Raw genomic sequence first — 1,478 nt, 5'->3', positions numbered from 1 at the left:
AATGTAATGCACCCCAAAAGTTAGAGGAAAATCTGACTCTTGGGGTGTTTTTTATGGCTAAATATAGTGATGAGTTTAAGCTCATGGTTGTAAAAGAATACAAAGAAGGTACTTTAGGACATAAGCTTTTAGCCAAAAAGCATGGCATTAAGGCATATTCACAGGTTAAAAGGTGGATTGATGTATATGAGAAATTGGGTGATGAAGGGTTAAAGAGGAAGATCCGCAAGGAAACTTATTCTGTTCAATTCAAGCTGGATGTATTAAGCTTTATGAAAAGAACAGGTTCTTCAGAAACGGAAACGGCCCTTCATTTCGGGTTAGCTAACCCTCCTATAATTGGTTCATGGAAGAAAGCAGTTTTGGAGGGGGGAACTGAAGCCCTGGATAGACCGAAAGGACGTCCACACATGTCTGATAAAGCGAAGAACGGAAATTATAAAAAAACAACAGAAGAAAATAAAATGACGTACGAACAAAAGTTAGAAAGAGAAAACGAGCTTCTTCGTTTAGAGGTAGAATACTTAAAAAAGTTGCGAGCTTTTCAGATGGATCCGGAGGGTTATCTCGAAAAGCACAAGCAGCGTTATCATTCGAACTCAAAGAAACCTTCAAATTAAAAGATGTTTTACAAATAGTCGGTATTCCTGAATCCTCCTACCATTATCATATTAAAAACATGAAGAAGGAGAATCCCGACCAGGAATTAGAGGAAAGTATTCAATCCATTTTCGAAGAACATAACGGAAATTATGGTTATCGTCGTATTCATTTAGAATTGAAAAACCGTGGATTAAAAGCGAATCATAAGAAGGTTCAACGCATCATGAATAAGCGTGGGCTCAAGGGAAATAAGTTCAGGTTAAAATCACGTAAGTACAGCTCTTACAAAGGATCGACGGGAACAGTTGCCAAGAACCTTATCAATCGCCGCTTCAATACAAATGTGTGTCACCAAAAATTAACGACAGATATTACAGAATTCAAGTGTTCAGACAGTGTAAAACTATATCTAAGCCCCATTATGGATATGTTTAATGGTGAAATTCTATCGTATGGGATAAGTATGCACCCAACCTTAGAATTAGCGCTCAAACCTCTCGAGGAAGCTTTAGAAATTGTAAAAGATTCAAAGTTTAGAACAACTGTACATTCTGATCAAGGGTGGCATTATCAACATAATAAATGGGTAAAAACGCTCAAAGAAAACAAGGTGTTTCAGAGTATGTCGCGAAAAGGAAACTGTTTAGATAATTCACCCATGGAGAACTTTTTCGGATTACTAAAACAAGAAATGTATTACGGGGAAACACTGTGCTCTTTTGAGGAACTAAAAAAGAGAATTGAAGAATATATCAATTACTATAATAACAAGCGTATAAAGCAAAAATTGGCAGGCATGAGTCCGGTTCAATACCGTACCCATACCAGCCAATTAGCTGCTTAATATAAAACTCTAACTTTTGGGGGTCACATCA

Annotated in this window: 2 protein-coding genes; both read left to right on the top strand. The window is 36.9% G+C overall.

Annotated features, from left to right (window positions below):
- A partial coding sequence (locus tag LC455_RS30920) for a helix-turn-helix domain-containing protein (protein WP_223596785.1) occupies window positions 1-620 on the top strand: 620 nt, incomplete at its 5' end.
- Window positions 521-1,447 carry an IS3 family transposase gene (locus tag LC455_RS30915; protein ID WP_223596787.1) on the top strand — a complete coding sequence of 309 codons (927 nt, stop codon included), beginning with the start codon at window positions 521-523 and terminating at the stop codon, window positions 1,445-1,447. The genes LC455_RS30920 and LC455_RS30915, both read left to right, overlap by 100 nt.
- The last annotated feature ends 31 nt before the right edge of the window (window positions 1,448-1,478 follow it).

It is taken from the genome of Neobacillus bataviensis, from assembly GCF_019969725.1.
Note: the sequence above shows the minus strand (reverse complement) of the source record. Positions and strands in the feature narration are given on the sequence as shown.